Origin of the sequence: Bradyrhizobium sp. 153 (assembly GCF_023073835.1) — a bacterium.
Lineage (GTDB): Bacteria > Pseudomonadota > Alphaproteobacteria > Rhizobiales > Xanthobacteraceae > Bradyrhizobium.
Map to the genome: position 1 here is coordinate 1 of NZ_JADPKH010000074.1, position 24,734 is coordinate 24,734.

The 24,734-nt window shown below is 59.5% G+C and carries 17 protein-coding genes and 9 pseudogenes; 11 read left to right on the plus strand and 15 right to left on the minus strand.

All coding sequences use genetic code 11. The features are described from left to right. Positions 1 to 456 precede the first annotated feature (456 nt). Positions 457 to 814: pseudogene (locus tag IVA91_RS16665) on the minus strand (hypothetical protein). A gap of 252 nt (positions 815 to 1,066) precedes the next feature. Beyond that, positions 1,067 to 1,488: pseudogene (locus tag IVA91_RS16670) on the minus strand (hypothetical protein); the annotation flags it as partial. Between the two features lie 796 nt (positions 1,489 to 2,284). Between IVA91_RS16670 and IVA91_RS16675 the strand changes: the two are divergent. Together IVA91_RS16675 and IVA91_RS16680 are read left to right on the plus strand one after the other, a co-directional pair. Then, entirely contained in the window at positions 2,285 to 2,716 is a 432-nt protein-coding gene (locus IVA91_RS16675; protein ID WP_247276769.1) for a hypothetical protein, read from the plus strand. Positions 2,717 to 2,858: 142 nt separating this feature from the next. After that, positions 2,859 to 2,984 (plus strand): annotated as a pseudogene (locus IVA91_RS16680) (cold-shock protein); the annotation flags it as partial. Between the two features lie 107 nt (positions 2,985 to 3,091). Here the strand turns inward: IVA91_RS16680 and IVA91_RS37145 are convergent. Both IVA91_RS37145 and IVA91_RS16690 read right to left on the minus strand, forming a co-directional pair. Further along, positions 3,092 to 3,277: pseudogene (locus IVA91_RS37145) on the minus strand (ATP-dependent DNA ligase); the annotation flags it as partial. Positions 3,278 to 3,563: 286 nt separating this feature from the next. Then, positions 3,564 to 3,734 carry a hypothetical protein gene (locus IVA91_RS16690; protein WP_247459023.1) on the minus strand — a complete coding sequence of 57 codons (171 nt, stop codon included), beginning with the start codon at positions 3,732 to 3,734 and terminating at the stop codon, positions 3,564 to 3,566. Positions 3,735 to 3,821: 87 nt separating this feature from the next. On the opposite strand from IVA91_RS16690, the gene IVA91_RS16695 reads away from it, so the two are divergent. The 3 genes and pseudogenes from IVA91_RS16695 to IVA91_RS16705 all read left to right on the plus strand — a co-directional run. Further along, positions 3,822 to 3,998, plus strand: coding sequence for a hypothetical protein (locus tag IVA91_RS16695; protein ID WP_247276764.1), 177 nt, complete (start codon positions 3,822 to 3,824; stop codon positions 3,996 to 3,998). A gap of 902 nt (positions 3,999 to 4,900) precedes the next feature. After that, positions 4,901 to 5,248, plus strand: a pseudogene (locus tag IVA91_RS16700) (DNA polymerase/3'-5' exonuclease PolX); the annotation flags it as partial. 3 nt (positions 5,249 to 5,251) lie between these two features. Then, positions 5,252 to 5,443, plus strand: a pseudogene (locus IVA91_RS16705) (ribonuclease HII); the annotation flags it as partial. 21 nt (positions 5,444 to 5,464) lie between these two features. On the opposite strand, the pseudogene ligD reads toward IVA91_RS16705, so the two are convergent. From ligD to IVA91_RS16735, 6 genes and pseudogenes are all read right to left on the minus strand, one after another. After that, positions 5,465 to 6,413: pseudogene (ligD, locus tag IVA91_RS16710) on the minus strand (non-homologous end-joining DNA ligase). A 12-nt stretch (positions 6,414 to 6,425) separates the two neighbouring features. Further along, positions 6,426 to 6,989 (minus strand): MOSC domain-containing protein, encoded by a 564-nt coding sequence (locus tag IVA91_RS16715; protein ID WP_247414853.1) that lies wholly within the window; start codon positions 6,987 to 6,989, stop codon positions 6,426 to 6,428. Next, positions 6,989 to 7,594, minus strand: a complete 606-nt coding sequence (locus IVA91_RS16720; RefSeq protein ID WP_346015504.1) for a hypothetical protein — start codon at positions 7,592 to 7,594, stop codon at positions 6,989 to 6,991. Before IVA91_RS16720 ends, IVA91_RS16715 begins: the two co-directional genes overlap by 1 nt. Before the next feature lie 45 nt (positions 7,595 to 7,639). Next, a pseudogene (locus IVA91_RS16725) lies at positions 7,640 to 8,044 on the minus strand (hypothetical protein); the annotation flags it as partial. Positions 8,045 to 8,059: 15 nt separating this feature from the next. Then, entirely contained in the window at positions 8,060 to 8,260 is a 201-nt protein-coding gene (locus IVA91_RS16730) for a hypothetical protein (RefSeq protein WP_247414855.1), read from the minus strand. Between the two features lie 265 nt (positions 8,261 to 8,525). Beyond that, entirely contained in the window at positions 8,526 to 8,780 is a 255-nt protein-coding gene (locus tag IVA91_RS16735) for an alpha/beta hydrolase (protein WP_247276758.1), read from the minus strand. 469 nt (positions 8,781 to 9,249) lie between these two features. On the opposite strand from IVA91_RS16735, the gene IVA91_RS16740 reads away from it, so the two are divergent. Both IVA91_RS16740 and IVA91_RS16745 read left to right on the plus strand, forming a co-directional pair. Beyond that, on the plus strand, positions 9,250 to 11,493 hold the full coding sequence (locus IVA91_RS16740) for an adenylate/guanylate cyclase domain-containing protein (RefSeq protein WP_247459024.1): 2,244 nt from the start codon (positions 9,250 to 9,252) through the stop codon (positions 11,491 to 11,493). Between the two features lie 125 nt (positions 11,494 to 11,618). Next, positions 11,619 to 12,584 (plus strand): hypothetical protein, encoded by a 966-nt coding sequence (locus IVA91_RS16745; RefSeq protein WP_247459025.1) that lies wholly within the window; start codon positions 11,619 to 11,621, stop codon positions 12,582 to 12,584. Between the two features lie 300 nt (positions 12,585 to 12,884). Here IVA91_RS16745 and IVA91_RS16750 read toward each other — a convergent pair whose 3' ends face one another. The 3 genes from IVA91_RS16750 to IVA91_RS16760 form a co-directional block, all read right to left on the minus strand. Then, positions 12,885 to 13,664, minus strand: a complete 780-nt coding sequence (locus IVA91_RS16750) for a class I SAM-dependent methyltransferase (protein WP_247414860.1) — start codon at positions 13,662 to 13,664, stop codon at positions 12,885 to 12,887. A 264-nt stretch (positions 13,665 to 13,928) separates the two neighbouring features. Continuing rightward, complete coding sequence (locus IVA91_RS16755) at positions 13,929 to 14,114, minus strand: hypothetical protein (protein WP_247276755.1); 186 nt, start codon at positions 14,112 to 14,114, stop codon at positions 13,929 to 13,931. Positions 14,115 to 14,283: 169 nt separating this feature from the next. Beyond that, a complete protein-coding gene (locus IVA91_RS16760) occupies positions 14,284 to 17,550 on the minus strand; it encodes an AMP-binding protein (RefSeq protein ID WP_256464564.1) in 3,267 nt (1,088 codons plus the stop codon). Positions 17,551 to 18,195: 645 nt separating this feature from the next. Between IVA91_RS16760 and IVA91_RS16765 the strand changes: the two genes are divergently transcribed. From IVA91_RS16765 to IVA91_RS36825, 4 genes and pseudogenes are all read left to right on the plus strand, one after another. Next, positions 18,196 to 18,828, plus strand: a complete 633-nt coding sequence (locus tag IVA91_RS16765; RefSeq protein WP_247276771.1) for an NYN domain-containing protein — start codon at positions 18,196 to 18,198, stop codon at positions 18,826 to 18,828. Between the two features lie 1,053 nt (positions 18,829 to 19,881). Next, positions 19,882 to 20,937, plus strand: coding sequence for a PAS domain-containing protein (locus tag IVA91_RS16770; RefSeq protein ID WP_247459026.1), 1,056 nt, complete (start codon positions 19,882 to 19,884; stop codon positions 20,935 to 20,937). A 129-nt stretch (positions 20,938 to 21,066) separates the two neighbouring features. After that, positions 21,067 to 21,327, plus strand: a pseudogene (locus IVA91_RS16775) (NYN domain-containing protein); the annotation flags it as partial. Positions 21,328 to 21,931: 604 nt separating this feature from the next. Further along, complete coding sequence (locus IVA91_RS36825) at positions 21,932 to 22,297, plus strand: response regulator (RefSeq protein WP_247414864.1); 366 nt, start codon at positions 21,932 to 21,934, stop codon at positions 22,295 to 22,297. 879 nt (positions 22,298 to 23,176) lie between these two features. Here the strand turns inward: IVA91_RS36825 and IVA91_RS16785 are convergent. Together IVA91_RS16785 and IVA91_RS16790 are read right to left on the minus strand one after the other, a co-directional pair. Continuing rightward, positions 23,177 to 23,494 carry a hypothetical protein gene (locus IVA91_RS16785; protein ID WP_247414866.1) on the minus strand — a complete coding sequence of 106 codons (318 nt, stop codon included), beginning with the start codon at positions 23,492 to 23,494 and terminating at the stop codon, positions 23,177 to 23,179. A gap of 24 nt (positions 23,495 to 23,518) precedes the next feature. Continuing rightward, entirely contained in the window at positions 23,519 to 24,601 is a 1,083-nt protein-coding gene (locus IVA91_RS16790; RefSeq protein ID WP_247414901.1) for a DUF1236 domain-containing protein, read from the minus strand. Between the last annotated feature and the right edge of the window lie 133 nt (positions 24,602 to 24,734).

The following is a 24,734-nucleotide window of genomic DNA, read 5'->3' on the forward strand; positions in this document are numbered from 1 at the left end:
GATCTGCTGGCTCAGGCTCTCGTTGTGGCAAATCCTGGCCATCCTCTTCGCCCGACCCCAAATCAATCCAGCCTGAATTCAGGGTTCTTCACGGACGACAAAATAAACCGGGTAAAAACGATTTAAGTGAAATATCCTGCCAGCCCCGGTGGAAACACATTTAATTTAAATTGACGGGCGGCGCGAATCATTTCGCGCAATGGAACCGCAAAAGCCTAAGGTTCCTTATTCATGTTGGGCTGGCCGTTTATGCGCGGCGCTTGGTATCAACGATGTATCCATCCGGCATGTCGGGCACGTCATCCGGATTGCCCCGCTCCGTCCTGTTGCAGACCGGACAGGGCTCCCCAGGAGCACCACAGGGGCAGGCGCGGTCACCCATCGTATATTGTCGCAACGCGCGCAGAACCTCATGACGAAGGTACCTAGGCTAGGGCACTTGAGCTACGCGCGCAGTTAAGCAACGCCGCGCAGCGGCAATGCGAGTTGCATGCCAAAAGGACGCGAGGAGTTCGATTGGACGAAAGCCTCCAGTGCGGGTGAGAGGTCCAGCCGTTCGCGGGCGGCTCGGTCGGCGAGCGCATTCGCAATGTCCTCTGTCGCGTCCCTGGACCAGCCCTCAATGGCATTGAAGAGCACAATCTTGAGGGGATAGGCGTATTGGCCTGAGAGCAGGTCCCGCAGGACCGTTTCTCGTCCGTGTCCTGCTCGTCCGTCTCCCGCCAAGCGCACCCCGCCCGCGCGCCGAAGTGCTCCAAGACGAGATCTCGCGGTCGAGACGATCGAGCGGCACGATCGAAGGCGACAGACGCATACGCGTACTCCGATACTTCAGTCCGGAGAGGCGGCCCCGGCTCAGGGGGAGCTTTTGGGGGTAGGCCGGGGCCACTCCGCCAGCTCCGCGGCGAGCAGGCGAGACTCACAAGCTCATACGGCGGGCTTTGTTCCTCGTTCCTGCGTGCGGCGCCCCATGATCCGTCCGAATCAGGCCGGACTTCGGCCCGCGAGCCAGCCGCGCTTGAGCGCGAACTTGATGCGCGGTCGCAAATCTCGTCATGCTGCTATATCGCTCTTCGGTCGGATGAACCCACTTATAGGGCGTGACCTGCCTTGTCTCGGTAAGTTTGATCATGCGGGCAGGTGGCGCGTACCGAGGCGTGCGGCACGACCGGCACTTGAGTGACGCTTCGAGTTTCCAGAGCGGCGTATCTCGAGGTCGGCGGATGGCGTCAAGCGGCAGGCTGGCGCGCATCTTACAGCGGGCGCACTCGACCTCCAGCCAGCCGAGTCCGCCGTGGGGCATTGGCCGATCGCCGGAGATGGTTGGGCAGGACCGCCGTAGCCCTCCATGCGCACGGACCACGCCTCAGCTTCCGCCCGGTCAGCCTCGCGAACGGCCTCCTGGGCGCGCTCTCGGGCTCCCTGGGCACGGATACTCGCGCCCATGATCCGGCCGCCCCAAATGACCTCTCGCGACTTGGTGCCCATGGTGGATTGATTCCGCGCGGATGCAAGAGGCGCAAGCCGCTACAGCTTGCCGGCCTTGAGAGGGAAGGCGCCACACCTTGGTCAATGCCGCGGGGGTGAGGCCTTCACCAGGAGCTTTCCTCCATTTTGTGCCAGATGAAGAGGGCGCAGCGGGCCTTCATGGGAGTGGCGCCGTTTTGGTCCAAACAATCTCGCCGGCTGCTGAAGAGGGCGCCTCCCAAAGGAGCAACCTTGCGCACCCCTTCTCTGCGGCTGAACCACCTTTGCTGCCGTGAGATCCGGGCAGCCTGTTTCAGGGGCGCTTCAGATGGCGCCAATCCTCACGCAGATTGCATGGGCGACAATGAACATGCTGAGGGCAATAAGAAACCATACGATACCGTCAGAGCCGTGATCTGGTGCAAACTCGCGATTTGCGTCTGTCTCCCGCCCATGAAGCACTACTGAGGTCGATTGGCTCAGACGGCTACGTTTGGCTGCGCGCCGCAGCTGTTTGACTGCGACTCCTTGCTCAAGCGGGACTTCGTGTTTCATGATTTCCGACGGGCTATGAGGAGACCGAGCGCGCTCGTGATAATCAAGATGCTTCCCGCGACGATCAGCCAGTGTGGCAGCTGCAGTCTAGAAAGCAGCTCGAATACGGCACTCATTGTTTTTGCCTTGAGTCGGGTCTCAAGCGATGAGCGGATGGGCGGGTTAATTGACGAGATGTGGGCCAGTGCGTCTGCGGTAGCATTCTAATCGGCGCAACCGGGATGAGGAGAAGGATTGGCGCCAAGCCTTTGGCTCGCCGGTGTTGGTCGATCTCGTGGCGGAGACGAGGCGGAATCGTTCCGCAGATCGTTCGCTTAGCACGCGTTGGCGGCGGGAAGCCGTTGGCATCGGCTGGCGGGTTTTCCTCATTCCGCAGCCAGAGAACGACGGGCGACTCACCGCGGGGTGGCCTTCTGAAGGAGCTTTGTCTGCCGTTCCATTTGCAAGGCGAGCTGCTTGCGTCGAACTTCACCGCAGCTTGCTGCTCAACGGTGTTATGACCGTCACGGTCCAGAATGCTGATCAGAAACATTTGGTCTTCAATGTGCCGCTGGCGTTTTTGAATGTCGCCCATCAGGTCTTCGAGCTCGTGTCGGAGGTCCAAATTCACAACAATACTCCCGATGTAAATATTGCTTATGGCCGCCACTATGAACGACATCGGCTTAACCAAAGGCTTTCCTTCAAGCGGTAGCGCCGACCTGGAAAACCGCCGCCGATGGCGCCGATCGTACACGAAGCGCAACCGCAACCAAGCACCAGAGCCGCTCGCTGGCGGGGCTTTTTTTTCAGCAATTTCTGGCAAATTGCACCCGTTCATTTGTGGAGACACGAGCGTGGCAATCGGTACCGTGAAGTGGTTTAACCCGACCAAGGGCTATGGATTCATCGCGCCGGAGGACGGCGGTAAGGACGTATTCGTGCACATCTCTGCCGTCGAGAAGGCTGGCTTCACTAGCTTGCCCGTCCCCTTCGTGGTGCTCGCTAAAAAAATGGGATCCTCGAGCCTGTGGTTCTCGATCAGATCTTTGAGAAGCTTCTTCCGTTCGATCTGCGGCTCCTTGCGCAAATTCTTGCCGTCGAGCCACAGCAGATCGAACGCGAAGTAGATCAGGCGGTCCTGATCGCCTCTGCCGAGGTCTGCCTGCAGTTCGGAAAAATTGGTGCGGCCTTCGTGGATGACGACGAGTTCGCCGTCGACGATGGCCTGACCGTCGATTTCGAAGGCGGCGGCAATCCTCGAAAACTTGCTGATCCAATGTAGCCGTTGCGGGTGTAAGCCTGGCGATCGTCACCGTCGATCCGGAGCTGGATGCGGTAGCCGTCGTATTTGACTTCGTTAATCCATCGAGATCCCGAAGGCGCCTTCATCTTCAGGGTCGCCAACTGGGGTCCGATGAACCCCGGCATGGTAGGGGCCTCTGGCTCTTTAGACCGAGGCGCCTTGGTACGCTTCGCCACTCTACGCAACTCACAAAAAGCCCACCGCCGGGTTGGCCCAACGGCGCGAGGTCGACCTTCAATCGCATTCGAGCCCGGCGTCAGTCCGGGGTCGCCTCGGATGCCTGAGTGCTGCTGACGGGGTCAGGCGCCGGGAAACTGTCCTTCAACCCCTTCTGCAACTCGTCATCCTTCGCCTTGTCACGGCGGATGTTCCGCTTGGGATCTTGCGCGTGTTTGTCCGGCGGGGCGGGATCAAATTTCTCGGTCATTCTATTCTTATCCTATTCTGGCGGGAGATTGGGAAAGCTCCTCTGCTGCACTCTGTTCCTCCGATCGGCGCGCCCGATCTCAAGGTTGTGTCCATCACCTTTGTCGTCGTTGGTTCAGCAGTTTTTGCATATCTTTTTGACGGTCTGGTCGGCTTTGCTGTTCTCCTGATCGATCTTGGCGTCACTATCGTGTTGATCGGTGGTCGTCGGCCGACCGATGCCGCCCGCGGCGGCTCCCTGTGTATTGGTCGCAGGCGTTCCTGATGAAGTTGCGGTTCCGGCAGCATTGGTGCCAGGGCTTGCTGCGTTGGTGCTGTTTCCGTTGACCGCCCCCTGATCGCCCCCGGATTGAGCGCCGGCCGGACCGTTGGAGATCCCGGTTATCGCATTGGTGGTGCCGGTGGTTGGATTTGTATTTGCATTTGGAGCAGTAGCCGATGGGCTTACGGTCCCGCCTGAGTTCGCAGCGCCCGCTGCTCCTGTAGCGGACGGAGATGCCGCAGTCGAACCACCTGCACCTGCAGAGGACGACGCACCGCCAGCGCCTCCACCGGCAGACGCGCCGCCACCGCCACCACCGCTGCCACCTCCACCGCCCCCACCTTGAGCGAACGCTGCGCAGGGGATGACGAGAGCTAAGACAACTGCAATGCCGGAGTGTTTCATGGCGCGGCTCCTTTCGCGACCAAGCCACACATCTGCGTTTCGTTCCTAGGCGTTTGTGGAGCCGTTTCCGTCGGCCGACGTCGAGTAAGGGCCAAGTCGGTCGTGCAAAGGTGCAGCATCAGTTCTGGAGGGATACGCCCTACACTTTTGGGGGGCGGGCTCCCCAGCAGGGGGTGATGGCCGGCAACCGAACTATAGGCGAGACCAGACGTTATCGACAAATGTCAGACGCTTTCGATTACTTTCGGGCTTACGCTGTCCGAGCTCTTTGCAAGGCGAGATCAATGCCGAGGCGGAGGACGAAGCATCTGCAGCTGGTGGTCGGCCGGATCTACAACCTCCTCAAGAAGGAAGCGGCCTACGGTCCAAATATCCAGCACCTTGAGGACTTCCGCACAGCTCAGAAGCTCGAGAGCTCTCTCGATGGGCGGCCAAGTGACAGGCCAAGCGGTCGCCTTGCTCCCGCGACGCCGCAAGGCATGGAGCGGGAGGCTCGTTGAATGCCTTCGCTCGACGCTCGCGGTGTGGCAGGTCTCCTGCGAGAGTACGCGCAGCGCACCGCACTGCGAGGCGGCAACCCCTATCCGTCGAAGGCCTATTCGAGAGCCGCCGACAGCCTGGCGGCTCTTGCCGTCCCTCTCGACGTGCTCGTCGCCGAAGACCGATTGACGGAGATCCCCGGGGTCGGTGATGCGATCGCCGACATCGTCACCAAGCTCCACAAGACGGGCAGCCATCCGAGCCTCGAAAAGCTGCGGAAGGAGATACCCGCTGGTGTGCTCGAGATGCTCGCTGTGCCCGGCCTTCGTCCGGAGAAGGTGCTGCGGCTCTACCAAGGTCTTGGCATCGCGTCCCTCGACGTGCGTCACCCCGGCTACGGATTCGCGGATCACAAGGGTTACCCGGTGCCGGCGCATTATGAGGCGCTCGCCAGGCTTGGCGCATGCGCAGCTCACCGGAGATCGTTCGGACCTGTACGCAAGGCTCTCGGGTTGCCGCCGCTGCCGCCGTGGCCTTCGGCATCCGAGCGCGACGCCGGCTGATCAGGGCGTACCCTCGCGGCGTCATGTTCGCGACCACTTCTTTTCGCGAACGACGTCCTTGGCGTTCTTGTCGGACCGCAGGCCGAGATAGACCGGCTGGCGCAGCTCGCCTTTGCTGGTCCACTCCGCAAACTTCACTTCCGCAACCAGCGAAGGGCGCACCCAGGTCGTGACTTGCTCATCCTTCACCTTGGCAAGAAAGGGCGACTTGGCTGTTTTGAGCCTCATGAGTTTGCCGTGAAGCTCTTCAAGAACCTGGTGGCTGAAGCCGGTGCCGACGTGGCCGATGTACCGCCATGCCTCATCTTCGCGTACCGCCAGCACGAGGGCGCCGAAGAAGGGCCGGGTTCGCCTCGGCGCCGTGAAGCCGGCGATCACGACCTCCTGCCGCTGCGCGGTCTTCACCTTCAGCCAATCGGCGGTCCGGCGTCCGGACGCGTATGGGCTGTCGGCGCGCTTGGCCATGATGCCTTCGAGATGTCTCCGCTCGGCTTCTGCGAAGAACTTCGTTCCCTTGCCTTTGCGGTGGTTGCTGAACGCGATCAGCTTGTGGCGGGGCAGGACGGCCTTAAGCCGCTGCTTGCGCTCGAGGAGCGGCAGCGCGCGCAGGTCCTCGCCGTCTGCGAACATAAGGTCGAACGCGCAGTACAAAAGCTTGGCCTTGTGGCGAAGGGCGTTTTGAAGCAACTGGAAATGGGATGCACCGTCCCTTCCCGATCGCGACGAGCTCGCCATCGATCACGGCGTCCGCCTTCACGTCCTCAAGTGCTTTCGCGACCTCGACGTAGGAGCGGCTGATGATCTTCCCGTTGCGGCTGTAGAGCGCGACCCGACCACGCCGGATTTCCGCGACCATGCGGAAACCATCGAATTTGTCCTCGAAGACCCAATTGGGATCGTCGAACGGTGAATCGGTCAGCGTGGCCAGCATGGGCTGCAGGCGATAAGGCAGGGTCGATTTTCGGGCCATGGCCGGGTCCTTCTACATAGCGGGCAAGGCCCGAAGCGAGCAGGACGGAAGCCGAACCTGCGCGGCATCGCCCGCCGCGACCAGTCCGCCGGCTCGAACCACGCCCAGCACCCCGGATTTGAATGGAGGGCCCGTTTCCGCCGACGAGAGCACGTGCCGTTTAAGGCCCGCTTGGAAGCGGTCGATGAGGACACAGGGCGTCCGGAGACCGGTCAACTCGACGATGGCCGTGGGCCCCAGTTCGATGAAAGTGCCGAGCGGCATTCGCTCCAGATCCAGGCCGGCAGTGGTGACGTTCTCGCCGAGGTCTCCCGCTGCGATTGAGAAGCCAGCTTTGCCGAGGTACGCGAACAGCTCGGAGGGGATCAGGTGGACCTGCCTGAGATTGGGCAGGCGGGGTCGTCGGCGGGCGAGAAAGCGGTGCCGGACGAACGCCCCGGCGTGGGCGTCTCCTTCCACGCCATGGCCTTCCACCAACGCAATGCAGTCCCGGGTCGGTTTGCTGAAGTGGTGCCCGCGGTGGGCGGCGACAGCCACTACCCTTCCCTCGAGCGAGAGATCGTGTCCCTGCGGCATCAGGCGGCCCGGGCGAGCGAGCGCCGCCTCTGGCGGAGGTAGCGCGTGATCTCCGGAAGCGTCATCGCGTTCAGGACCCGTTCGGGAGGGACACCGCCCTTGCGGGCCATCAGCACGCCCCAGTGCATGTGGTCGAGCTCGGGGATGGAATGGATACCCGCCCAATAGATATTGATCGCGTCGATCTCCTCGACCTCGACGAACGCCACACACCAACACTCTGCCTTTTCCTTGATCTCTTTCGCGAGTTCTTCGCGTGCCGCGGCGTCGAGTTTTTTCGAGTCGTCGATTCCGACGATCCGCGTGCCGGGCTTCAGGATCACGGCGCCAGCGGAGACGGGCCCGGCGAGAGGGCTCATTCCGGCCTCGTCCACGCCTGCCACGGCAGGTTGGCCACTTTCCCAAAGAGAGGTCTCGAAGCGGAGCATCTTGCGGAGCCGCTGCCCTTCGGACCTGTTTTCGAAGCGCCGTTTATCGATTGCAGCCAGGATGGCGCGAGCTCCCGCGCGGGTGTCGGCCCGCAAGATCTGCTCGACGCTGGCCTCGAGCGGTCTTTTCTCGACGACATAGCGCTGACGCAACAGATCGAGTGAATACTGGAACATCGCGGCCTTCGAAGACTGACTGTAGAGTAGCGTGTCGATGAACTTTGTGGCGATTGCCCTCGCCCTTTCGCGCGCCACGCGACGACGTTCACGTCGTTCGCGGCGCCGCTTGGCCCGATCGGCGGGCTGTCGCAGCGGAGGAACGGGCGTCGGCGAAGACACGATCGTCTGCTCAACTGAAAGCGCGTGGAAGTTCGCAGCGGAGCGGGCTTCCATGAATTCGAGCACTGTCCGTCCCTTGGACGTGATCTAGCAGCCGCCGCTGATGCGTTCGACCAACGCTTGTGACCAGATGTCGAGATCCGGGACCGTGCCGCGAGCCGCCTGGTCCGGTCCGCCCAGTCGCGTCCGCTGGTCGCCAAAATGGCCATGTCGCACTGAGGTCCTCCATCACGGCGAAGCCTCCGGATAGCTCACCAGGATCTTGAGGACGGTCACCTGGACATTCACGCCCGCCTCGACCGCTCAGCGCCACATCGTGGGCGCGCGGGAGAGGACGTCGCGGCCAACTTGCCTGAGCTCCTCCGGAGAGACTTCTCCCTTGGTCGCGGCTTCCAGGATCTTCGAAGCCACGTGAGTCCGTGCTTCAATCTCGTAGTGCGAGACGCTTTCGCAGACTCCCTCGAGGACCGCGCGCAAAAGCGCGGTGGTTGCCGAGTCGAACATGAAATGCCCCTGAAGGGAAAATTCAATCTTAGCCGAATTGCCGACTTGGGATTCATGTATGTTAAGCGCTAGGAAATAGGGAAGCGGCGGCGAGCGTGTGAGATGGAGGATCGTCTCGCGGGCAACTCCAAGGATTGGGGGTTGGCGTGGCACGTCGGCTTCCACACTAGCTGCAGACTTCGCGCTTGTTGCAGTCGACGGGCGCTAGTGACCGTGAAGCTCGCCGACAACGCGTCGTGCGGCGCGTGATCCGCTCTCCGGGAAATCAGGTACCTGCAAACGGCGGCGAGTGCTTTGACGCGGTCGGGCCAAACGGCGCAACGATGTCGGCTGAACGCGCGCCCCAATCGAAGCCGGCGAGAATCGCTTTGTCGATCGTCAGCGCATCATGAAGGCGGTAAGGTCGATCGCAAGCGCCGATGGTTGGGCCGTTCCGGAAAGTCTCGTTGGAAAGAAAGCGCGTCGGGCCGTAACCACGCAAATAGGGCACCAGCACGCGATAGCCGGGCGCCGCCAGCATCGGTGGGCCATCGGTCGGACCGGCCTCTTCATAAGCGGCGTCCAGGATGCCTTCGTTGGTGTGCTTCAGAAGAGTCCGCCGGTTGGCACGAGAGGCGCTGCCGGTTGCCTTGCAATTACCGGTGTTACGGCGCCACCTTCGTGACCTTTTACGAGTGGTACCCTGAGACGGTGGTCGATGCCAGTTTGCGCACGTTCAGCTGTAAGGCGGGGCCACGGCCCCCAGCACTATGGCCGCGCATTCCTGATCAGATGACCGCCTCGACGTCCAATTGTCGGCCGTACTTCGGTGTGCAGTGCCCAGCTGCTGCTTGTGACACCGAATCCTGGCTAACCGAGCTCCAACAGCCTCAATGGACGGTCTCAGAGCTGGATGGATCTCTCCTGACCTATCGGGTCTGGGCCAAGCTATACTAGACAGGTGGTCTCCATTGAGAGATCATCCAGCTTGAGGCAGACCTGGGCGCATCATGGACGTCAAAGGTTGGTTGCGGAGACTCGGCCTCGAGCAATATGAGGCGACATTCCGCCAGAATGAGATCGACGACACGGTCCTGCCGAGTCTGACGGCCGAGGACTTGAAGGATCTCGGTGTCGGATCAGTAGGAAACCGCCGAAAGCTGCTCGACGCGATCGCGGCCTTGCGCGGTGAAGCGAGCATCCCAACGCCGCTATCTGGCGCTCCTCGGCTAGCCAAAGAAGCGGCCCAAGATACCGCCGAGCGCCGCCAGATCACTGTGATGTTCTCGGACCTCGTGGACTCGACGGCGCTCTCCGCCCGCATGGACCCTGAGGACCTTCGGGAGATAATTTCGGCTTATCAGCGCTGCGTCGCCGAGAACGTGCGCCGCTTTGGAGGGTTTGTCGCCAGATATCTGGGTGATGGCGCATTGATCTATTTCGGCTACCCGCAGGCTCATGAGGATGACGCTGAGCGTGCAGTGCGGGCCGCCCTCGCATTGATTGATGCACTTGCATTGCTACCAGCACCAGCGCGCTTGCTGGTGCGGATTGGCGCCGCCACTGGAACGGTAGTAGTCGGGGATATTGTCGGGTCAGGCCAAGAGCAGAGGCACGAGATTATCGGCGAGACGCCAAACCTAGCGGCACGCCTCCAAACACTCGCCGCGCCCAACACACTGGTCATCGCTGAAAGCACCCGTCGGCTTCTTGGTAATCTCTTTGAGCTGCAGGATCTTGGGTCACGAGAACTCAAGGGTATCCCGGGGACGGTACGGGCGTTCGCGGTCGTGTGTGCAAGTGCTGTCGAGAGCCGCTTCGAGGCGATGCATCCGGGCACCCTGAATTCCCTGGTTGGACGGCAGGAAGAGCTTCAACAGCTCCTGCAATCCTGGACACGGGCCAAGAGCGGCGAAGGACAGGTGGTGCTGCTTTCTGGTGAAGCCGGAATCGGCAAATCACGCCTCACCGCAGCGTTGCTGGAAGAGCTCGCAGGAGAGCCGCACACGTCCCTGCGCCATTTTTGCTCGCCTCAGCACACCGACAGCGCGCTTCGTCCCTTCATCGTTCAAATCGAGCGCGCCGCCGGGATCCAATCGCGCGATACCATCTCTGAACGACTGGACAAAATTGGCCAAGCCTTCGCGACCAGCGCGAAGGCGACAAGAGCAGTTCCACTAATCGCAGCGCTGCTTTCCATTCCCACCACCGGGCACTATCCGGCCTTCAAGTTGACACCAAAACAGCAGCGACGGCAGACCTTCGCAGCGCTTTTAGATCACCTGGAGTTTCTATCGGAAAAGACGCCTCTTCTTTGGATCTTTGAGGACGCTCAATGGGCCGATGCCAGCTCAATGGAGTTGATTGACCTAGCTGTAGATCGTCTACGTCATCTGCAGATTCTTGCCGTTCTCACGTCGAGGCCGGAATTTCATGCGCCGTGGGAAGGTCTATCGAACGTCACGGCCTTGACTCTCGCTCGTCTAGAGCGCTCCCACGTGGAAGAAATCATCTCACAGGTATCTGCCGGAGCTCTACTGGCGCCTGAGGTCGTTGATCAGATCGTCGCCAAGACTGACGGGAATCCGTTGTTTATCGAAGAATTAACTAAGGCAGTACTCGAGGGCGGTATGCCGGCCGAAAGTGGCAAGGGTATCGCCCCATTGGCCATACCAACAACTTTGCGCGACTCGCTCATGGCAAGGCTCGACCACCTTGCAGCTGTGAAGGAGATTGCCCAGCTGGGTGCTGCGATCGGACGCGAATTTTCTTACTCGTTACTGCGCGCTTTGACCAGGCACGATGATGCGACGTTGAGAAACGGTCTCTTCCAGCTAGAGCAAGCACAGCTTATCTTTCGCCGCGGCGAGATGCCGGACGCGATCTACATCTTCAAACACGCGCTCATCCAAGATGCTGCATATGAGAGCCTGCTCAAGGGGCGGCGGCAAACTATCCACCAGAACATTGCCGAAGCCTTGCGCGATCATTTCCCAACGGCCATCGACACCCAACCGGAGGTCATAGCCCACCATTTTTCAAACGCAGGGCTCAATGAAGTTGCCGCTGAATGGTGGGGAAAAGCGGGAGAATTCGCGACGCGCCGCTCAGCTTATAGCGAAGCAATCGATCACTACAGAAAATCATTGAAGTTGTACGCGGCGTTGCATGACAGCCCGAGCTTCGATTGCGGCGACTGCGGGTCCATACCGCCTACGCTTACGCCCTGTTTCATGGTCGAGGGACCGGTCTAACCGAGACAGTCACGGTTTTTGCCGAAGCACGAGCACTAGCGGCTTCAGTCGAAGAAATTTCCGCAAGATTCCCCGCTTACTTTGGCATGTGGGCGGGAAGCTTTTCGCGCGCGGATCTTGCACCCATGGAGGAGGTTGCCGAGGCATTTTTATCCGACGTGCAAAGTGTTTCGACGCCTGGCGAAGTCGGCGTGGCGCACTGCGTGTTCGGAGTGACGCAATGGTTCCGGGGCGATTACCCCGCCGCACGCATGCATCTCGAGAGAGCCGTAGACGTGTACGATCGCAATAGAGACTCTGCTCTTGCCGAGGTGTTTGGTTACGATCCCGGCGTAATCGCCATGTCGCGCCTCGCCACGGTGCTTTGGCCGATGGGGGAGGTCCGTCAGGCTGAGCGCATCATGCAGCAGGCCCTTACCCTTTCTAAAGAGATTGGGCACGTTCCGAGCGTTATGGTGTCGCATCACGTTGCGTGCATCCTCGCGAGTATGCGGCGCAATGAGATCGACGTCAGGTCGCATGCCAAGACCATTCTGGACCTCGCCCGCGAACATAGTGTTCCCGTACGCATAGCAGACAGCACATTCTTCTTCGGCTGGTCCCGCTGGCACGGAGGTGATCCCGATGGTGAGGCCGGAGTCCGTGATGGCCTGTCGATGTTGAGGAGGTTGCAGTATCGTCTGCTCGAGCCATTGATTCAGACATTGCTCTCAGAGTTAGAGACGCAATCTGGTCGGACGGACATCGGGCTCAAGCTCCTCGACGAGCAACTCGCAGAGACTCACCGGAGCGGCGAGCGCTGGTTTGATTCAGAGATGCATCGAATCCGGGCCAAGTTTTTGTTACGTGGTGGAGGGTCCCACAATGCTGAGGCAGAAAGAGCTCTCATAAAAGCAATTGAAATTGCCCGGATTCAAAAAACAAGAACTTTTGAGCTTCTCGCCACGATCTCGCTGGCACGGCTCTATCGAGCAACAGACCGAGATCGCGCTGCGCGCGAGCTGCTTCTTGCACTGTCCAGCCAAAGAATCGGCCACGAAGTACCTGAATTTGAGCAGGTACAACGCATGCTGGACGTGCCGCCTGCGTGATCGAAAGCCGTCTTTGAGGTTGGATCGCACCATAGCTCACATGGTGCCATCTCCAGCCTATCAGGCCGCCGGGATCGCTGGCATCGCAGACGTTCTGCGCCGAAGGAATCCAGCCCGCGCTTTTGCTCTGCGGCGGGGTGCAGGTTGCGAGCTCGGTCGCCTGCGGGCTGGCGCCGACCGCGGGTGCGCTCGGCATCATGCCCGCGGCCATTGCGATCGTGTCATCACGGTTGGGGTGGGCGCGCTTCATGCCGCCTCGATCATCGCTCGTCGGCGGCTTGCCGACGCGACCTCAGAGCGTTAAACCACTTCCGCGCAATCTTCGGCGTACCGCGGGCACGTACCGCGCGCAGCCCAAGCACTTGCGAAATAAGTGCGAGGACCATCGGGAGATCCGTCGAGATAGGCAAGACGCAGCGCCTTCTTGAATTGTCTTTTACTCACGTCGAACGCCGCCACATAAGTCGCGAACATACCGTCGCCACCGTCTAAGGGAGTCCAAAAATCATCAAAGTTGACAAAGTTCATCGTGATTGTGAGCGCGGTTTCCTGCACATTTTGGAGCCCTGCGTGCTTCAATTCACCTGCGATACCTCCTTGACGAGTAATGGGCCGAGACAAGGCCTTGGCGCGCAAATATGCCGCTTTCGCATCGAGGACGGCTGCCGTGTCCCAAAACATGCGGCCGAAGACGAGACCACCGCGCAAGTCCCACATGCAGGCTGAAACCGTTCCGCCGGGTCTCGTCACGCGCACCATTTCGCGTATCGCGCGTTGCGGCTCCGGGATGAACGCTAGCACCAGCATCGATAGTGTGAGATCAAAGGTGTTATCGGCAAACGGAATGTTGCACGCATCTGCCGTCTGGAAATTAATGCGGGGGTCTGCTTCCCTTGCCTTGGCGTAGGCAATATAGGAATCCGAAAGATCGAGCGCCTCGATGGACGTGAACCCGGGGTTCCTTGCAAGCTCCACGGCGAGGTGGCCAGTTCCGCAGCCCACGTCAAGCACTCTTCCTTTCGCAGAAGACGCTGCGAATGCTATGAAGAAGGGGGCGAGCATCCGGCTGTGGCGCCCCATTTGCAACTCGTACCGTTCGCCGCTCGAAGGTGGGAACGTCGAGTTTCTGATATCGAGCCGATATGGCGCGGTTGTCACGAGTAACGCTCGCCAATATTGAAAATGACGTACATGACCACCCGGCTTTTCGCGGCCGCCAGAAGGTGATCTATCCGACGAATTGGAAAGTCGCTCGTTTCGTCCCGACCACCACGGCGGCTAACGGTAGCCCGTCGTGCCATGCTGGAGGCGATGAAACACTCGAAGTACGAAAAGGCAGCCTGTTCAGCGACGTTTCGATTTTCGCTCGGCGACTTTGATCGAGCGATCGAGTTCCTTAAGCGCTCGACTCGCTTCTTCTAGTTGCGATTGGAGAGCTTTTCTTTCTCGCTGCAGACCTTTCACCAGAGCCTTCCGTTTGGCTTCGGTTAGATTGTCCAGATCGACCAAATCTATAAGAAAAGCACACATTGCTTCGCCTCTCTCTATCAAGTTCAATCAACTAGCACACTCAACCTCCCACGACTGAGTGTCGACGCTCTCCAGTGGATAATCAAGCCTGAGCCGCCCGAGCTCTTTACTACCGGCATCGAAGTTGGCCAGGAGTGCCAATCGCGACGGCCAGAACGGCAGCGCGCATTCAAAAATCACACAGTCTGCCAAGCTCCCTGTCAGGGTTTGCTACTGCTTTGGCTACGACAGCCAGGTAATCCGCAATCCAGTCCCGGTCGGCGTTTGGGGCGAACAAATCCTTTTTAAGCGCGCAAATTCCTTTGATACCCGTCGGGCTCTCTTGGAGAGCCATCGAAAGCCAGGCGCAATCGATCGGCATTGCAGTACGCGCTTTTTGAAAAGTGAACGGTTGCGCCGTCAAATCCCGCAACTTGGGTGACCGGCGAAACGCAACCTGAAGAACGAAATAGATTCGCACGAGTGTTGCCGGTCTCAGGTCCGTTTCCTTCGCTAATCGTGCGGCAATGACATCAAAGGGGAGCTCCTGCATTGCGTGCGCTGCAACTACCGTCTCGCGTACGCGATGGACCGCGTCGACAAAGGTTAGACTCGCGTCAATTTGCGTCCGTAGCAGCGTGGTGTTTGCAAACGGTCCGATTACGCTTTCCCTCGCGAGCTGCCCGCGATTTGCCATCAGCGTAGCCACGCAGATATCGCTGCATCCGCTTCGCAGCACCAAGAGCGTCTTGAATACCGCCAGCAAGGTCATGAACAGGGTTACACCTTGGCTACGGCAGAAGTCTCGCAGGCGTACAACCAACTCATCGGACAGCTGAAATGGTCTTTCGATAATGCGCGCCGTCAGTTCGCCAACAACGTTGATCTTGGGGGGGTTAAATAGGAGTGAGACTTTGTTCAGACGCTCCTTCCAATATGCGTACTGTTTATCTGCCGCAATGCCAGTGCACCACTGACGTTGCCAACGCGCAAACTCGGAAAACTGAAGCTCAGGCTCGGGCAGCTTCGATTTCCTGCCACTCACCGAGGCGGAATAGAGTTCGGAAAGCTCCTCCATAAAGACCACCATCGACCACCCGTCGACGATGATGTCATGCACGACAAAAAGCAGGATATGGTCGTTCGTGTCGAGCCTAAAGAGGTGCGCGCGAAATAATGGCGCTCGCGTCATGTCGATCGGTTCCAAGGTGGCTTGCTGAACTTCCAGCTTCGCTCTTGTGAGCTGGAGTTCCTTTGCTCGAGCACTTCGGGGACCCGATCGCATTGCCAAGTTCTTCATGCTCAAGATCCATTCGACATCGACGTCCGGCGCCACGACGGCGGTGGGCGCCTCATTCCGCCAATGAAATGCCGTGCGCAGGCAAGCATGCCGGCGCACCATGCTGCCAAGGCTCTGCCTTAGCGCGGGAACATCAAGTGCTCCTTGCAGCCGATAGGCGAAAGGCAGATTAAACTGCGGCAGTCCGGGGAGTTTGCGTTCGACTCGCAACATACGCTCTTGCACAATCGACACGGGTTGTGGGCCATCTGCTTTTGCGCAATCCGCCGCTTCTATAGTGGGAATGCGCCGGATCGTCTCCCCTGAACCCTTTCGTAATGTCTCAACGCGGTTCGCCAGCGCAGTAACGGTCGGCGCGCTGAAGATATCCTCGAAGGACACTTGAACCCCGAAACGCTCTTCCAGACGCAGGATCATTTGCGCCATGGCAAGTGAATCGATGCCTAGGGCAAAGATATCTTGGTCTATTTCGACCTGGTCGCTACCCAGGATTTCTGCCCAGATTCCCGCGAGTTGACACTCCAATTCCGAACGTGGGGCGACCATGTCTGCTCCACGCTGGTCGGTACTCGGCTGAATTGCCGATAACGCGGCCGCAAGTTGACCTCGATTTATCTTTCCCCCCGCGCCCTTAGGTATTTCCGAGACGATATGGATGACGCCCGGAACCTTGAATCCACTCAGAAGTTTGCGGGCGAAGTCTCGCAGCTTCTGCGCACTAACCTCGGCGTCGCGACTTAAGACTACGGCGGCAGCCACCTCGGCCCCAAGCCTCTCATGAGGTACCGGGAAAACGGCGGCGTCGATCACATCTGGATGGCTCAGCAACGCCTCCTCCACTTCGGCGGGCGCCACTTTCTGTCCTCCCTTGTGGATAATCTCTTTGATCCGACCGACGATGAAGAGATAGCCCTCTTCGTCAAAGTACCCGATGTCGCCAGTTCGAAACCAGTTTTTGCGAAATGCGGACGCGGTTGCTGCGGCATCGTTGTGGTACCGTCTGGTTATCGTGGGACCCTGCAGCTCGATTTCTCCACGTTTGCCCGCCGGCAATCGTCGCCCCTCACTATCGACAATCGCGATCTCAGGTCCTGCCGGCCGACCGACTGAACCCAGCTTTCGCCGGTGTAATGGATTTGCCGTAATTTGAGTTGCGGCCTCGGTCATGCCGTAGGTATCGATTACCGGGACGCCAAATAAGGCCTCCAATTCGCTAAGCGCGTCGCGCGCAAGAGATGTTGAGGCCGAGCGAATGAGCCTCAGGGAGGATCGGCGCGCGGCTTGTTTGTGCAGAATTGCCTCGCGCAAAATCGCCTGATGGACTGCGGGTACGGCCGTGTACCAGGTTGGTCGAAACTTTCGAAGCCAGCCAAAGAACGCTGTTGGATCAAAGCCGGGCGTGCAAACCACGCTGGAGCCGGCCGTCAAGCCGGCCAGAACACCCGAGATCAAACCGTGCCCGTGGAAGAGAGGTAATACGCTCAGAAGGCGGTCTCGCGGTCCAAGTTCTAGATTCACACCGACGTTGCGGGCTGAGAGACAGACGCTTGCGTGGGTCAGAGGCACCATCTTCGGCCGCGACGTGCTGCCGGACGTCAAAAGAATGAACGCATCGTCGGAAGAGGACGCTAACTGATCATTAGGCGGTTCTCTCTGACTAACAATATGGAATGCGCCAGCCCCCTCGCCCGGACGAGTCACAACGTCGATGATGCGTATACCCAACGAACTCGCGGCGCGACGGCAGGCCGAGGTCGGATCAGCGTGGGCCAATAGCGCTGCCACGTCCAGATCAGCGAAGTAACGCTTGTATTCATCATAGGTGAAGTCTGGGCTGAGTGGCACACATACGGCACCTACGGCAAGCGTCACCATCGCCACGGCAGCTTCGGGTCCGTTTGGCAAGACCACCGCGACCCTGTCGGTTCGGCTCACTCCCGCACTGCGCAACCCGCGCACGACATCATGGGTCAGCAACGACAATGCACCATATGTCATTGGGAGGCACCCGGGAGCCAATATTGCGTATCGGTCGGGCGCCTGTCGTCCGTGATGTAAGAGGAGGTCGTAGAGACAAGCAAACGTCGTCGTAGTTACGCTCTCCCGCGAAGCTATATCCTTTACCTTCTCAATGAACTTCGACAAACCCGCCTCCATTTCAGATGGACGACTAGTTCGTGTCTATGAATACCTGGATCTCGAATCACTGCTCGAACTAAAGCGGCATTTTGAAATCGGCCGCAGAGTAAAAGTCCTTCGAAACGGCGCGATGCGCAATACAGTCGCTCAAGCCACCAATTTCCACTCCGACTCCGCCTCTGGATGACAGAGGATATATCATTCATGGCCCAAAGACACCCCATAGTTGGGTGCCGTTTTGCCCCTCGACCTCTGGCACAGCCAGTTCATCCGAACTCGCCAAGAGTTGACAGCGAGGAATCGCAGCGGCCGTAGTCCATACGTGAGAGGCCGCGAATGATATCTCGGGCGCGTGCTAGTCCCCTACGGAAGCGCAAGAGTTGGTCGTGCTCACGATTGCACTGCGAAAAGAACTCGCGGACGAGGACAGTCGATAGCGCTGACCAAATCGCCCGGGCGCACATGCTTCACCAATACCTGCGGCTTGCACCTTCGGACGATGCTTGCGAATTAATCCAGCGTCTGACAAATCTGTTTGAAGGTTAAAGGAATACGGTATAGTCTTGTGAGATCAAGCTTCGATGAAAATTTGAAGTGTCGTCTGGTTGGCGGGATCACATGAACGAGCCCGCAGCATGGCACTTGGCCCAGAGACCATCCGTCATGTCATCTCCTAGCAAGATTGCGCTCTTCATCGATGGAGCCAATCTCTACGCCACTGCCAAGTCGCTCAACTTCGATATCGATTACAAGCGGCTGCTGAGTGAGTTTCAAAGTCGCGGGACGCTGCTGAAAGCGTTTTACTACACGGCCGTTATCGAGGATCAGGAATTCTCGTCGATCCGCCCGCTGATCGACTGGCTGGACTACAACGGCTATAGCGTCGTCACCAAGGCCACCAAGGAGTTCATCGACGCTTCTGGCCGCCGCAAGGTCAAGGGCAACATGGACATCGAGCTTGCAGTTGATGCCATGGAGCTCGCAGGGCACATGGACGAGATGGTGCTGTTCTCGGGTGATGGAGACTTCCGCTCACTGGTTGCAGCAGTGCAGCGGCGCGGAGTCCGCGTTACCGTGGTGTCCACCATCGCGGGTCAGCCGACAATGATCGCCGACGAGCTGCGCCGTCAGGCCGACGTGTTCACCGATCTTACGGAACTCAAAGGTAAGGTTGGTCGGAATCCGTCTGAAAGGCCCGCACTCCGTGAGCGCGAGTCGCGCTATCGCCCGCACGCGGTCCTAGAGCGTGAGACCACCCCAGGCCTCAAGGGAAATGATAGTGTGCTCGAGGACTGAGACTGCTCGTGTGATCCCGAGGCTGCTATGACCGTGGCCCTGGTCTTCTGAAGCGCAAAATGACCGCGCGCCGAAGCGAGCGGCTCGAGCTTAATATCGAGAGCATGCCGAGCATGATCAGCAGTACGCCGACCAACTTGCCGTCCGACTCGCCGCCTCGTTCTCGGCGAAGCGTGGGCCGACTGGAACATTCTGAAGTTCGCACGAAGTCGCCACATGGTCGTGCGGATCGACTCCATCTTGCGTTGGGGGCAATCGCTAATAGTTGCAACAGTGGGTGGACTGATCCGTAGGCCGAGGTTAGGCATGAATGCCCTCCCAATCATGGATTGCCAGCGCCACGAATCTACTCCTGTTCGGTCCATACGTGGAAAATAGCTGGATTTGAAAGCTAGCCCCGTCTCCGTGGTGGGCCCGCAATGCACCTGATGGGCAGACGCTGCCGGCCCGGTATACGCTCCGCAACGCACCTAGGTTGTATTTGCATTTCTTCTTCGACGTTGCTTTTCTCGTGTCTTTTGCAAAAGAGCGCTTATTTGGTCTCTGGGCGCGTGAGGGTTCTTTGAGTGCTTTTCTGGTACGGTAGAGAAGCCAACAGCTGAAACAGCGCTCGCGCAGCCTTATATCTCGCCTCGGCACGACTGCGCTCTCGGCCATTGAGTAAGCACTCCCCTGCGCTTGTCCGAATAAACCATCCCCAGCGTCGTCCCTTGCGTTGAACGTCGATATCAAAGGTTGGCAGAACACTTGGTCGACAGGAGTTGTGTACGTAATTGTTCACGATACGCGCTCAATGAAAGGCGGAAGTCTTTTTTCTTACGGACGCCGTGAACAGCGGACCAGCCCGCATTGCCACAATGCCTAGAGGTGCAATCGCGACATGGCCTGTAGGAGGCTGGCCAACTTCCATGATGGTCATTTTGCTACCTTGCGAAAGTGGGGACCACACGGCGGCCAACCCCTTGATAATGCAAAACTCCTGAGGCAGCATGGCCCAATTGGGCTATGCTTTTCGAGGTGCTGCGGCACATTCCAGGAACGTCGGAATGGTAGATGGAACCGATTGATCTGCACCGACTAAGCGGCGTTTTGGCCGCCGCCGCGATCGATCCCTCTCTCTGGACATACGCATTGGAGACAGCGGCGGAATGCACCGGCTCGTATGGTGCGGTACTGTTACCAGTCGTCGGAGCATTGCCAATCGTTGCTGCAACTCCTTCAATGGAACGTAGCGCAAATGTTTACGTCAAGGATGGATGGCAAACCCGCGATGAGCGCTACCGCGGGAAGGCCACGTTCCTGGCGAATGGGGTGGCAACGGACGACGACTGCATGCCATTAGACGAACGCAAGCGTTCGCCATTCTATCAGGAATTCCTTCGGGCCTGTAATCTCAGCGGTTGGGCAGGCGTCAGGATTGGCCGGGGGGATCTGGTATGGAATTTGAGTCTGCAAAGGACTCCGGACCAAGACACCTACTCCGCAAGTGAACTACGAGCTCTTTCCAATCTGGCCAACAGCTTGGATTCGGTCGTTCAGACATCCGCAGCGCTAGGCATGGCAAAAGGCGAATCCGCGCTAAACGCCTTCGATTTCTCTGATCGCGCGGCACTGCTGCTGGACCGATCGGGCCAGGTGGTTCGGGTCAATTCAGCTGCGGAGCGATTAATCGGAATGGATCTGCAGATTTCAGCAGGGCGCATTCGCTGCCAGGACCCGAAATCAAATGAACTCCTACATAACGCCATCAGAGCTATGTTCTGGAGCCTTGAAGCCTTCACTAGCGCACCCATAGTTCTGCAAAAAGTTTCAGGTGGCCGACTCGTCATCTACCCAATGAGGCTTTCTGGTCTAACTGACTCTCCCCTTTCTCTCTTCCACGCAGTATTAGTTATCTCCGACACTGACCTGCAGCAGTCAGCGGGTATGAAGACTCTGCGCGAGGTCTTCGAGCTAACGGACGCAGAATCGCGGCTGGCAGTAGCTCTTGGGAGCGGCAAGAACTTGGACAGTTTTGCGGCAGAGCGAGGACTTTCTAAGCAGACCCTGCGCAATCAATTAAAGTATGTTTTTATGAAGACAGGGACAATCGCCAAGCTGAGTTGGTGATGATGTTGTCGAACCTCGTTCCGAAGAAGTGACGACGCGATCCCTCATGAATGTGCGATGCCGCTAATTCGACCTTTACAGTAGCGCGATTCAGAACCCAGTAGTTCTACACCAAAGGCGAGTCGCAAGATGGACATCGAGCTCGCGGTGAACGCAATGGAGCTCGCCGAGCACATCGACGAGATAGTCCTGTTCTCCGGTGACAGCGACTTCCGTTCCATGGTCGCGGCGGTGCGGCGCCGCGGCGCGCGCGGCACGGCGATCTCCACCATTGCCAGCCAGAACCCCATGATCGCTGACGAACTGCGCCGCCAGGGCGACGTCTTCACCGACCTCGTCGAGCTTCAATCCAAGCTCGGCCGCGATCCGTCCGAACGGCCGCTCCCCCGGGAACTGCAACGCGCCTGACAAAAACCGGAGCGGACGCATATCGAGCAACGGCACCGCCGGCAGCGTTTCATTATCAATGAAATCCCAGTTGCACTTAGCCTGGCAATGACCGTGCCAAGGATTGTGACGGCCCGCCGGTTCACGCTGGCGGCCTTCGCACCTGCTTCTCTTCTCCCAAACTAAGGCGATTTGGTGGGGGCGGCACCTGCGGGCGCGGAGTATCGATCGGCTGGTCTGGAGAGGAATCACTTCCTCTATTTTCCTCCTTGACGAGGGCGCCAATGCAGCCGATCGCTACTAGCAGCGCTCCTACGATCATGAGCCAGTGCGGCAACTTAAAGGTTGCAAAAAGAGATAGCCACACAGTCTCCGCCACTTTTCTACTCCTTCACTGGTTCTGGCGGTTCTTCAGCGCTGCTTCAGCCTCCAAGAGGAGCGCTATCGTCCAGTCGGTGCCGCTGCACGAAAGCAGGCGCGCTTGTCGTCCCGGTTCCCCTCCGGCACGGACTCCAATCATTCCGGGCTCTCTTCCCTCCCCTTCGGGAACGACCGACCCGTTGGGCCGTTCGACTGCGTACCGGATGCCATCCCTTATGAGCCACCAGTGAGTGTACTTCTCGTCGAGGACGATCCTCTGATCCGCGAATTCGTGGTCGAAGCACTGCGGGAGGCAGGATATCACGTGATCCACGCGAGCACTGGTGAGGAGGCGCTGGCCTGGTGCAAGCGGCACGTCGCCGACGTGCTGGTCACAGACGTTAGGCTGCCCGGACAAGTCGATGGGTGGCAGATCGCGGAGCGCTGCCGAGAGCAGGATCCGGAACTGCCGGTCATCTACGCGACAGGCTTCTCGCCCGCCACACCACGCCCCGTCCCGGGCAGCCGCATCGTGAGGAAGCCCTTCCATCCGGGAGAGATCGTCAGGATGATCAGGGAGCTCGGCGACGAAAAGGGGCCGTCGCCGGGTTAGCCGGTCTACTCGCGACCGAGCCTTACCCGCGCCAGCCGTAGCTGGACCGACGTCGGGTCGTTGCTTCGGCGCACCACGACCTTCTTGCGGAATTATCCTTTCGGTGGGCCAATTCCTCGACGGCCCGAGCGCAGATCTCAGCGGGGTCTTTGAGGCCGGTCTGACCGATTTCGATTACCTTCTTGGCAATCAGTTCGGTGAGAGGGTCGTTGCGATCCTGTACGCCAATCATGCGCAGAGCCTGTTCGTAGGCCCTCGAAAGCCGCGCAATCTCTTCAGGTCCGAGAGGCGAGTTTTGAAGTATCCGGGAGATGGCCACTTGGTGTCCCCCGCTGGACCCAGCGTAGCACCGATCTGCTGACAGAGAATTGTGCCTTAGTAGCCAATTTTGGTCTCCGCAGGGTGCCGAAGGAAAGAGAGCACGCGCGACGGGCCGCAACGGACTTTCAGGGAGACACGATTCTTAGAGGCGCGGAGGAACGATAGCCCGAGTGCAAGGTTTTCCCGACGCCCCTGCCCCAAGGGGCGAACCCCGTACTGGCCCCAGCTCATAGCCCCCTAGCCCCCCAGGGCTGGGGCCTTCGGCTGGCGACTGCCGCGAGACGGTGGCTTCCGTGAACCCCCGCACTTCTCACCTTGCTCAGAAAGGGCTATTCGTCTGCGCCGACAGGGCCGAACTCTCGCCGCCGAGCAGCTTCAGCGCGGTCTCGATCTTGGCCATAGCGCTTGGATTTCGGCGCGCTCGTTCGGACTAGGTCGGCTTGTAGCCGCGCCCTCAGCGCTTCCTTCTGGTCATGGAGCTTCGCAACAGCGGACGTCTCATCACCAAGGAACGAACCGAATTCGAAAGGGCCGCTCGGAGAGCGGCCCTTTCCTGGTTCACCAGCTCCGGGTGCCGAAGCTGAACCCGATGCTCGGGCCACCGCCGTAGTAGCCGTAGCCGTGATCATAGTAGCCGGGCCCGCCATAGGAGCCGTAGCTCCGGCGGACCACATAGCCGTCGTCCCCGCCGTAGTAGCGCTGGACATAGCGTGGACCGCGGGTGCGATAGCAGCGGCCGTACTCGTTGCAGACCAGGCGAACCTGGTCGACGTTGGCCATCTCCGTCGACGCGACAGCAGCGGGCGCAAGAGGGGCGGCACCTGCGGACGACGCCATAATGGTCGCCGCGAGCGCTCCTAGAATCATGGTCTTCATGGGTGTTCTCCTTTGGCTGCGAGATCAATCGATCTCTTCGATGACTCGACGCTCATGGGGTTCGACGATGTACGTGTGGCTGTCGCGGTTGATGTACCGGTACTCGCGCAGGGTCGGCGCGTCCCGATAGACCTCTTCCGGAAACGCTTCGATCTCCACGCCTTCCGGCACGCGCTCACCTCGACGGATCTCGGTCCGGACCGTGCTGCCGGTCGTTTGCCGCTCGCGCTCGACGGGACGCGCCTTGGCGTGCTTGCGGATGACTTCGCGATCACGATCGCTGAACGTCGCTTTGCGCTGCTCCGTGCGCGCCGGCGCGGCCGCCGTCGAGCGACCGGAGTACGGCAGGGTCGCGACGATCTTGTAGGTCGACGGCTCGACGATCACGATCTCGTCCTTCACCAGCACGAAGTGGTAACCGCGGTACTGCGGCACGATCTCGACGACCTCGGCCGGCAGCGGCTGCAGGCGGACGTCGCGCGGAACGACCGTGCCCACCGACAGAGAGAAGTTCACGTTGGTCAGCGGCTGCACGTTCAGGTGCGAGATCGACGCGCTGATGCGGGTCCGCTGCTGGTCGTTGATGTTCACCGACGTGTTCGCGTTGGTGTTCGACGAACGATCTGCCGTGTTCTGCTGATTGGTGGGCTGCTGGGCGGTGTTGATCGAACCGCTACCCATCGGCGACTGCGCCTGATTGCTGCTTGAGGACGGCGGGTTGGCGCTCTGCGTCTGGTTGTTCATGTTGTTCGAAGGCGGATTGGTCTGCGCCTGGTTGGAAGGCGCCGTGGTCTGGTTGGACGGCTGATTGGTCTGGGCCTGGTTCGCCGAATTCTTCGCGGCCGGCGCCTGCGTGGTGTTGGTCCCGGTACCGGAATTGGACGACGGCGCAGACTGGGTCTGGGCTGAATTCGTCGCAGGACTGGTCTGCGCGGATCCCGAAGACGAATTCGAAGACGGGGTCGACGTCGAGGACGATGGCGCCGTCGAGGTGGAATCCTGCTGGCGCTGCGTCGCCGACGGATTTGAGCTCGACGAGGATTGAGCGAAGGCCGAAGTCGCGATCGCGACTGCAGCGGTCGTAGCCAAGAATAAACGCTTGTTCATCCAAAACCTCCTAAATGCGACGTCTAACAACGTCGGCTGAGACACGCAGTTCCTTCCCGGGAAAACTTGGTAACTTTCGCCGGGCGCTTCCGTATTGCTGCTGTCCCGAAATGGCGCAGGGCTGCCGGCAGGC

Bases quoted from the DNA above. Each gene is read 5' to 3' on its own strand.
- IVA91_RS16690 (WP_247459023.1), bottom strand. From the start codon at position 3,734: ATGACCGAGAAATTTGATCCCGCCCCGCCGGACAAACACGCGCAAGAT.
- IVA91_RS16735 (WP_247276758.1), bottom strand. From the start codon at position 8,780: ATGCTGGCGGCGCCCGGCTATCGCGTGCTGGTGCCCTATTTGCGTGGT.
- IVA91_RS16770 (WP_247459026.1), top strand. From the start codon at position 19,882: ATGGAACCGATTGATCTGCACCGACTAAGCGGCGTTTTGGCCGCCGCC.
- IVA91_RS16750 (WP_247414860.1), bottom strand. From the start codon at position 13,664: ATGGGGCGCCACAGCCGGATGCTCGCCCCCTTCTTCATAGCATTCGCA.
- IVA91_RS16760 (WP_256464564.1), bottom strand. From the start codon at position 17,550: ATGGAGGCGGGTTTGTCGAAGTTCATTGAGAAGGTAAAGGATATAGCT.
- IVA91_RS16745 (WP_247459025.1), top strand. From the start codon at position 11,619: ATGGAGGAGGTTGCCGAGGCATTTTTATCCGACGTGCAAAGTGTTTCG.
- IVA91_RS16730 (WP_247414855.1), bottom strand. From the start codon at position 8,260: ATGTTCGACTCGGCAACCACCGCGCTTTTGCGCGCGGTCCTCGAGGGA.
- IVA91_RS16715 (WP_247414853.1), bottom strand. From the start codon at position 6,989: ATGCCGCAGGGACACGATCTCTCGCTCGAGGGAAGGGTAGTGGCTGTC.
- IVA91_RS16785 (WP_247414866.1), bottom strand. From the start codon at position 23,494: ATGAAGACCATGATTCTAGGAGCGCTCGCGGCGACCATTATGGCGTCG.
- IVA91_RS16755 (WP_247276755.1), bottom strand. From the start codon at position 14,114: ATGTGTGCTTTTCTTATAGATTTGGTCGATCTGGACAATCTAACCGAA.
- IVA91_RS16790 (WP_247414901.1), bottom strand. From the start codon at position 24,601: ATGAACAAGCGTTTATTCTTGGCTACGACCGCTGCAGTCGCGATCGCG.
- IVA91_RS16740 (WP_247459024.1), top strand. From the start codon at position 9,250: ATGGACGTCAAAGGTTGGTTGCGGAGACTCGGCCTCGAGCAATATGAG.
- IVA91_RS16720 (WP_346015504.1), bottom strand. From the start codon at position 7,594: ATGTTCCAGTATTCACTCGATCTGTTGCGTCAGCGCTATGTCGTCGAG.
- IVA91_RS16765 (WP_247276771.1), top strand. From the start codon at position 18,196: ATGTCATCTCCTAGCAAGATTGCGCTCTTCATCGATGGAGCCAATCTC.